7 protein-coding genes are annotated in these 7,564 nt (G+C 30.8%); 5 read left to right on the forward strand and 2 right to left on the reverse strand.

Annotation, left to right across the window (positions count from 1 at the left end; genetic code table 11):
* Nucleotides 1–526: 526 nt before the first annotated feature.
* From recA to Q0C58_RS06050, 4 genes are all read left to right on the forward strand, one after another.
* Nucleotides 527–1,540: a recombinase RecA gene (recA, locus tag Q0C58_RS06035; RefSeq protein WP_290698830.1), complete on the forward strand. Its 1,014-nt coding sequence runs from the start codon at nucleotides 527–529 to the stop codon at nucleotides 1,538–1,540.
* A 129-nt stretch (nucleotides 1,541–1,669) separates the two neighbouring features.
* Nucleotides 1,670–2,074, forward strand: coding sequence for a hypothetical protein (locus tag Q0C58_RS06040; RefSeq protein WP_290698832.1), 405 nt, complete (start codon nucleotides 1,670–1,672; stop codon nucleotides 2,072–2,074).
* 25 nt (nucleotides 2,075–2,099) lie between these two features.
* Nucleotides 2,100–2,645: a sigma-70 family RNA polymerase sigma factor gene (locus tag Q0C58_RS06045; protein ID WP_290698834.1), complete on the forward strand. Its 546-nt coding sequence runs from the start codon at nucleotides 2,100–2,102 to the stop codon at nucleotides 2,643–2,645.
* Nucleotides 2,646–4,319, forward strand: coding sequence for a hypothetical protein (locus Q0C58_RS06050; protein ID WP_290698836.1), 1,674 nt, complete (start codon nucleotides 2,646–2,648; stop codon nucleotides 4,317–4,319).
* A gap of 146 nt (nucleotides 4,320–4,465) precedes the next feature.
* Here the strand turns inward: Q0C58_RS06050 and Q0C58_RS06055 are convergent, their stop codons facing one another.
* Complete coding sequence (locus Q0C58_RS06055) at nucleotides 4,466–5,206, reverse strand: lysophospholipid acyltransferase family protein (protein ID WP_290698838.1); 741 nt, start codon at nucleotides 5,204–5,206, stop codon at nucleotides 4,466–4,468.
* Nucleotides 5,207–5,322: 116 nt separating this feature from the next.
* Between Q0C58_RS06055 and trpS the strand changes: the two genes are divergently transcribed.
* Complete coding sequence (gene trpS, locus Q0C58_RS06060; protein WP_290698840.1) at nucleotides 5,323–6,291, forward strand: tryptophan--tRNA ligase; 969 nt, start codon at nucleotides 5,323–5,325, stop codon at nucleotides 6,289–6,291.
* 84 nt (nucleotides 6,292–6,375) lie between these two features.
* Here the strand turns inward: trpS and dprA are convergent, their stop codons facing one another.
* A complete protein-coding gene (gene dprA, locus Q0C58_RS06065; protein WP_290698841.1) occupies nucleotides 6,376–7,479 on the reverse strand; it encodes a DNA-processing protein DprA in 1,104 nt (367 codons plus the stop codon).
* Between the last annotated feature and the right edge of the window lie 85 nt (nucleotides 7,480–7,564).

The raw sequence follows: 7,564 nt of genomic DNA on the forward strand, positions 1-7,564 counted from the left end.
TGTTTATAAGCTCAATAGAAGATATTTTGGAGAAAAAATATTTGATAGGCTTATTATCGCTAGCATTACTGCTAATGGACATTAAACGGATATGCAATAATTTTATAAGATTCTAATCTAAAATTGGGATGCTTTATATTTTATATGCTTTGCATAAAATATAAAGTAAAAAAAAGTCCTTTGCGCTCTGCAAAGGACTTTTAATAGACTAACTCGTTAATATTTTTTTTATTTCTAAAAAAACTAAACGAGCTAACCTCCATCGGCTTTACAGCTACTATTAATTATAATAGAAACTGAAACACCTAATGTTTTTGATGTTACTATTTTTTTTAAATATTTCATGTTGTTACACTTAAAAATTAAACATGACCTTTTAAAAAATGCGGTTAATTTTTCTTTTTCATAGCTAAAACTTTCCCACCTTTATTAGTAGATGCAAAAATGTTTAAAAGGTTGCGTGAGAAATTTAAAAAAAGATTAAAAAAGTGGTATTTTAGCACGACGAACAGATAAAAAACAAACTATGAGCAGTGAAAAAGAAGCGAAATTAAAGGCACTAAAGCTAACTTTAGATAAATTAGACAAAGCTTACGGAAAAGGAACAGTAATGAAAATGAGTGACGCTGCTATTGTAGATGTCGAGGCTATACCTTCTGGTTCTTTAGGTTTAGATATTGCTTTAGGTGTTGGTGGCTATCCAAGAGGACGTGTAATAGAAATATATGGTCCAGAATCTTCTGGTAAAACAACTTTAACATTACATGCCATTGCCGAAGCGCAAAAAGCAGGTGGTATTGCAGCTTTTATTGATGCAGAGCACGCTTTCGATCGTTTTTATGCTGAAAAACTTGGAGTAGATATCGATAATTTAATTATATCTCAACCAGATAATGGAGAACAAGCTTTAGAAATTGCCGATAATTTAATTCGCTCTGGCGCTATTGATATAGTAGTAATAGATTCTGTAGCTGCATTAACACCAAAAAGTGAAATTGAAGGTGAAATGGGAGATAGTAAAATGGGATTACACGCACGTTTAATGTCTCAAGCTTTAAGAAAATTAACTGCTTCTATTAGTAAAACCAATTGTACTGTAATATTTATTAACCAGTTGCGTGAGAAAATTGGTGTTATGTTTGGAAATCCAGAAACCACAACTGGTGGTAATGCACTTAAATTTTATGCATCTGTACGTTTAGATATTAGACGTTCTACTCAAATTAAAAGTACAGATGGTGCTGTTATGGGTAATAAAACAAGAGTTAAAGTTGTTAAAAATAAAGTAGCTCCTCCTTTTAAATTAGCCGAATTCGATATTATGTACGGAGAAGGTGTTAGTAAAGTAGGTGAAATTTTAGATGTTGCCGTAGAAAAAGAAATAGTTAAAAAAGCAGGTTCTTGGTTTAGCTATCAAGACACTAAATTAGGGCAAGGTCGAGATGCTGTAAAGGCAATAATAAAAGACAATCCAGAGCTTTTTGACGAGCTTGAGCAAAAAATAAAACAAGCTATTAAAGACGATCTTGAGTCTAAATAATTACTAGCTTAATGCTATTAAAACAAAAAATCCCGTTTTATTTTCGGGATTTTTTGTTTTTAGACGCAACCTTTTAATCTTTTCTGCATCTTCTATATAATATAGAATTACAGAACACAAGAATTAAAAATGAAAAAACACCTTATTTTATTAATTTGCATACTAACATTATCATGTAGTATAGAGGATGATACTTTATCATTTCAAACGGAATTTATACCTATAGAAAGTGTTGTTATTCCAGAAGAATTTGAATTAGGCACTACTTATGAAATAAGTTTAAATTATATTAAACCTACAAATTGTCATAATTTTAGTGATATCTTTTATTCAGCAAACAACAATGAAAGAACTGTAGCCATAATCAATTCTGTTGTTCAAAATAGTAATTGTATTACTTTAGAAACAGAATTAGAAGCAACATTCGGTTTTAAAGCAACAGAAGCTGGTTCATATATTTTTAAATTTTGGCAAGGCAAGGATGATAGTGGAGGAGATACTTATTTAATAGTAGAAGTTCCTGTAATAGAATAAATATTAACTAATACGTGAATTTAACTTGAGTATAGACCAGCTCATATATAATTGTAAGAATAATGATACTAAAGCACAAGGCGAACTATACAATCTCTTTTCGAGTAAATTGTTTTCTGTATGTTTAAAGTATTCACGAAACTATGCAGAAGCAGAAGATAATTTACAGGATGCGTTTGTTACTATTTTTAAAAAAATAGAACAGTATAAAAATAAAGGTTCTTTTGAGGGTTGGTTAAAACGAATTACTATAAATACTGCTTTACAGTGTTATAGAACACAAGGTGTTTTTGATATTGTAAACGACGATTTAATTGAAGATGAAGCAATTACTATAAAAGATGAGAGTGATATTTCTATAGATTATCTATTACAAATCATTCAAGAATTACCAGATCGTTACAGATTGGTTTTTAACCTTTATGTTTTAGATGGCTATTCGCACCAAGACGTAGCAGGACTTCTAAAAATAACAACTGGAACGTCGAAATCTAATTTAGCAAGAGCTAGACAGATTTTAAAAGATAAAATAACAGAATATAAAACGAGATTAAATTCTCAATCTTTATAAATGAGTGATAAAAAACATATAGATAGACTTTATCAAGAAAAGTTTAAGGATTTTGAAGTTAAGCCAAGCGCTAATGTTTGGACTGGGATTCAAAACAAAATAGAACAGCCAAAAGAAGAAACCAAAGTAGGGTTTCCTATTTGGTTACGTATTGCAAGTGTTGCCGCTGTGTTAGTTTTATTATTAACAGTTGGGAAATTTACTTTTAGTGATAATATGTTAGAAGAAAGTAATACTACAACTGTCGATTCTAAAACTACTAAAAGCAAAAACAGTGATACATCTTCTAATGTTGAAGATATTAATGCTGTTTCTATTGAAAGTACAAACACTCTTAAGGAGAATAATACTATTACAGAAAACAAGCTATTAAATAATGTAACTGTTGTTGCTAACGAAAACGACTCTAAAAGTAATAGTCCTTCTAAAACAAATAAAAATAAAGTTAGTAATTTAAGTTCTCAATTCTCAAATACTAAAGGTGTTTCAAAAGAGAATAGTTTAAATACCAATGGTATAATAGTTAACAAGAAAGATAATAGTAATATAAATAGAGTTGCTAAAAATTTAAAAAATAGAGATAATTTAAATGCGCCTAATAATTCGCAAAGAATAGCGCAGAATGCTTCTGCTAAAAACATAAATACTACTATTTTAAATAGTAACAATCCTGAAAACACAATTACTAATAATAATACAAACAGTATTACAAATAGTAAAAACCTTAGTAATATTAGTGCTAATAATGCCACTAGCACTGCTAATAAACCAAATACTAAAACAACAACTGTTTTAGATAATAATAGTACAACCGCTACTACAGCTGTTGCAACAGCTAATAGTGAAAAGGAAAAAGAGGAAAAAAAAATGATGGAACCAGACAGCGCAAACTCGTCTAACACCATCGAAGAGGCTCTTGCCAAGATTGAAAATCTTGATGAAGAAGAAAAAATAAACAGGTGGTCGGTAAGCGCAAATGCTGCACCTGTTTATTATAATACTCTTGGCAAAGGTTCTCACATTGACGACCAATTTATTGATAACCCTAAAAACGGAGAGATTAACACAAGTTATGGTATAAAAGTAGGCTATAACGTTGGGAATAGACTTAAGGTTCGTTCTGGTATAAATAAGCTTAATTTAAGCTATGACACCGCTAATGTTATTGTTTTTAATTCTGTGTCAAATACGCCAAACATTTCAAGCTTTAGAACTATTGATTTTATTCCAGATAATCAAGGACAAACATTCTCTGTATTAAGCTCTAGTAATCTTGTAGTACAACAAGTTGATGATCTTATTAATAATAACTTAAATGCCGCTTTAAGTCAACGTATTAGTTATTTTGAAGTTCCCTTAGAATTAGAATACGCTTTAGTAAACAAAAAATTTGGATTAAATATTATAGGTGGAGCAAGTGCTTTTTTCTTAAATGATAATGAAGTGGTTTCAGAAATCATCAATCAAAAACGAAAAATAGGTGAAGCAAATAATATAAACAATATAAGTTATAGTGCAAATATTGGTTTAGGCATAGATTATAAATTTAGCGATAAGCTTAAATTTAATTTCGAGCCTACTTTTAAGTACCAAATGGATGCCTACAGCGAAACATCTGGCAATTTTAACCCTTACATTATTGGTGTTTATACTGGTTTTAGTTATAAATTTTAAGTTTAAGGTTATTTAGTTGGTTAGACTTTTACTTAGTATCTCATTAAATTGAGAACCCAATAATGTTTTAAAAGCTACTCTGTGCCAAGAGTAGCTTTTTTAATTTAACCTTTTCTGAATTGAAATTATTGTGAAAAAAGAATGTTCTATTTTGAAGCAAATTCTAAAAGTTGATTATAAATTACTTTTTTAGATTGTTCGTTAATTGCTCTTGTATCTTCAGTTTTTAAATTCTTAGTGTCTATAAACTTGTGGATTTTAGCTCTCATTTTACCTGGACCTCCACTAAAAAAAGTATACGAAAAACGTTTTTTATTATCTGCAAAAGTAATGGGTACAATTGGTATTTGATGATTAATAGCTAAACGAAACGCACCATCTTTAAACTCACTAAGTATAATCTCTTGTTCTGGCACTAATCCTTCTGGAAAAATACAAATGCTTAAGCCTTGTTTTAATCGTTTTTGTGCATTTAAAAAAACTGCTCTCCTACTTTCTGGACTACTTCGGTCTACTAAAATTGATGTTCTTTTATAAAAAAAACCTAGTAGTGGTATTTTTGCTAATTCAGCTTTGCCTACAAAAACAAAAGGATTTTTTGTAACTACAAGCATTAACATAATATCCATCATAGACGTATGGTTCGCTACAAACATGTAACTTTCATCTTTTATAGTTTGTTGCTCTCTTATTATTTTGGATTTAAAACCCATACTTATTAATATAAACCTTGCCCAAATACGTGCTAGTTTAAAAAAATAAGGATACCAAGATTCTTTTAAAATTGATAGTATTAGCAAGGGAAACATAATAATAATTGGTAAAGCAACCATTATGTAGAACCAAATACGGTAAAATAACCAGAAAATATATTTAAACACAATCATAAGTTTCAAAAATACATAATAGTTTTGAGCTATTTTAATTGAAAAAAAATACCTTTGTTTTCTGAATACTTTTTTAGTTTAATTAAATGAAATTTCTGCTTTCGCGGAAAGTAAACATGGCAAGAATACTCACAGGAATACAAAGTACAGGAACACCACATTTAGGAAACATATTAGGCGCATTAATGCCTGCAATAGAAATGTCTAAAGATGAAAAAAACAATTCGTTTTTATTTATTGCAGACATGCATTCGTTAACGCAAATTAAAGATGGAGAAACACTGCGTAACAATACTTACTCCACAGCAGCAACTTGGTTAGCCTTTGGTTTAGATATTGAAAAAACGGTGTTTTACAGACAAAGTGATGTGCCACAAGTAACAGAACTCTCCTGGTATTTAAGTTGCTTTTTTCCATACCAACGCTTAACGTTAGCACACAGTTTTAAAGACAAAGCGGACAGATTAGAAGACGTAAACTCTGGTTTATTTAGCTACCCAATGCTTATGGCAGCAGATATTTTGTTGTACGATGCCGAAATTATTCCTGTTGGAAAAGACCAAGAACAGCATATAGAGATGACACGTGACGTTGCCTCGCGTTTTCAGGCAAAAATGGGAGAAACTTTTGTGTTGCCACAAGCAAAAATACAAAAGGAAACCATGCTTATTCCTGGAACAGATGGTGCCAAAATGAGTAAAAGTAAAGGTAATATTATCAATATATTTTTACCAGAAAAGAAATTGCGTAAACAAATAATGAGTATTGAAACAGATAGTACTCCACTTGAAGACCCCAAAGATTGGGCTACTTGTAATTGCTTTGCAATCTATAGTTTATTAGCTTCTGAAGCCGAAATAACAACTATGAAAGCCAATTACGAAAACGGTAATTATGGTTATGGCCATGGTAAACAAGCCTTGTTTGAATTGATTTTAAAGACATTTGTAACTGAACGCGAGCGTTATGATTTTTACATGAATAACCTTGATAAAATAGATGAATCTTTAGCTAAAGGTGCTGAAAAAGCGAAGGTTGTGGCTGATGGTGTTTTGGAGCGTGTGAGAGGAAAGGTTGGGTATTAGTTTTGTCATTCCTGAGAAGGCAGGAGTCCATAAACAACTAAATAATTGTTAAAATACATTCCTGCCTTCTCAGGAATGACAGATCTAAATAACTTCAAATAATTTTCCTGGCAAAGGTCTCACCACTCCTTTCAACTCCATATTTAGCAACAAACCAGCAATTTTAAACGTAGGCATATTACAGTTTAAAGCTATAATGTCTAGCATTTTCTTATCATTATCTTTTAAGTAATTGTAAATTACTTTTTCGTTGTCATCTAACTCAACAAAAAGCTGTTTTTGCACAATAGGTTTTACAGAATCTTCTAATTGCCAATTTAATAAATATGGCACATCTAAAGGTGTCGATAGTAAATGTGCTTTTTGTTGTTTTATAAGGTTATTACAACCAACACTTTTAGAATCTGTAGTACGTCCAGGCACTGCAAACACATCGCGATTATAAGAATTTGCAATATCCGCAGTTACTAAACTGCCTCCTTTCTCTGCACTTTCTACAACTATAGTTGCTTCGCTAATACCAGCAATAATACGGTTACGTTTTAAAAAATTATTACGATCAAAAGCAGCTGTACTCCAAAAATCTGTGTAGAAACCACCATTGTTTTCTACCTCTGCCATATATTTTTTATGTGTTTTTGGATAAATTTGGTTTAAGCCATGAGCCAAGCAACCAATGGTTTGCAAGTTATGCTTTATTGCTGCTTTATGTGCAGTAATATCTGTACCATAAGCAAAACCAGACACTATTACAGGATCGTAAATAGCAAGTTCTTCAACTAATTTCTCACAAAAGGCGATTCCAGAGGTTGTAATTTTTCGTGCGCCAACAATGCTAATAATATGTCTTTTATTCAGGTTTATATTACCAGCTTCAAAAAGTAAAATAGGACTATCAATACAATGTTTTAATCTTTCAGGATAAGTTTCAGAATTAAAATAGTGTGTTTTTAGTCCTTCAGCTTTAATAAATTTAAGCTCAGCTTCTGCAGCTTCAAGGTGATTTCTGCTAAACAAGTCGGAAATAGTTACAGTTCCAATACCATCAATTTTTAATAGGTTTTGCTTCTTTTCTTTAAGTACTGCTTCTGCAGAACCACAATGCGCAATGAGTTTTTTTGCTGTTACATCACCAATTTTAATGACATTTTGTAGTGCTAAAACGTAAAGCAAATCATTTTCTGTCATTTTATTCTATTGATTTTGAGACTACAATAAAAGAATTTTAACGCTGTTAATAACTAATGTGTGTTAAATTTTATTCGCCAACAAA

The sequence above is a fragment of the Lacinutrix sp. genome (assembly GCF_023299985.1).
GTDB lineage: Bacteria > Bacteroidota > Bacteroidia > Flavobacteriales > Flavobacteriaceae > Lacinutrix.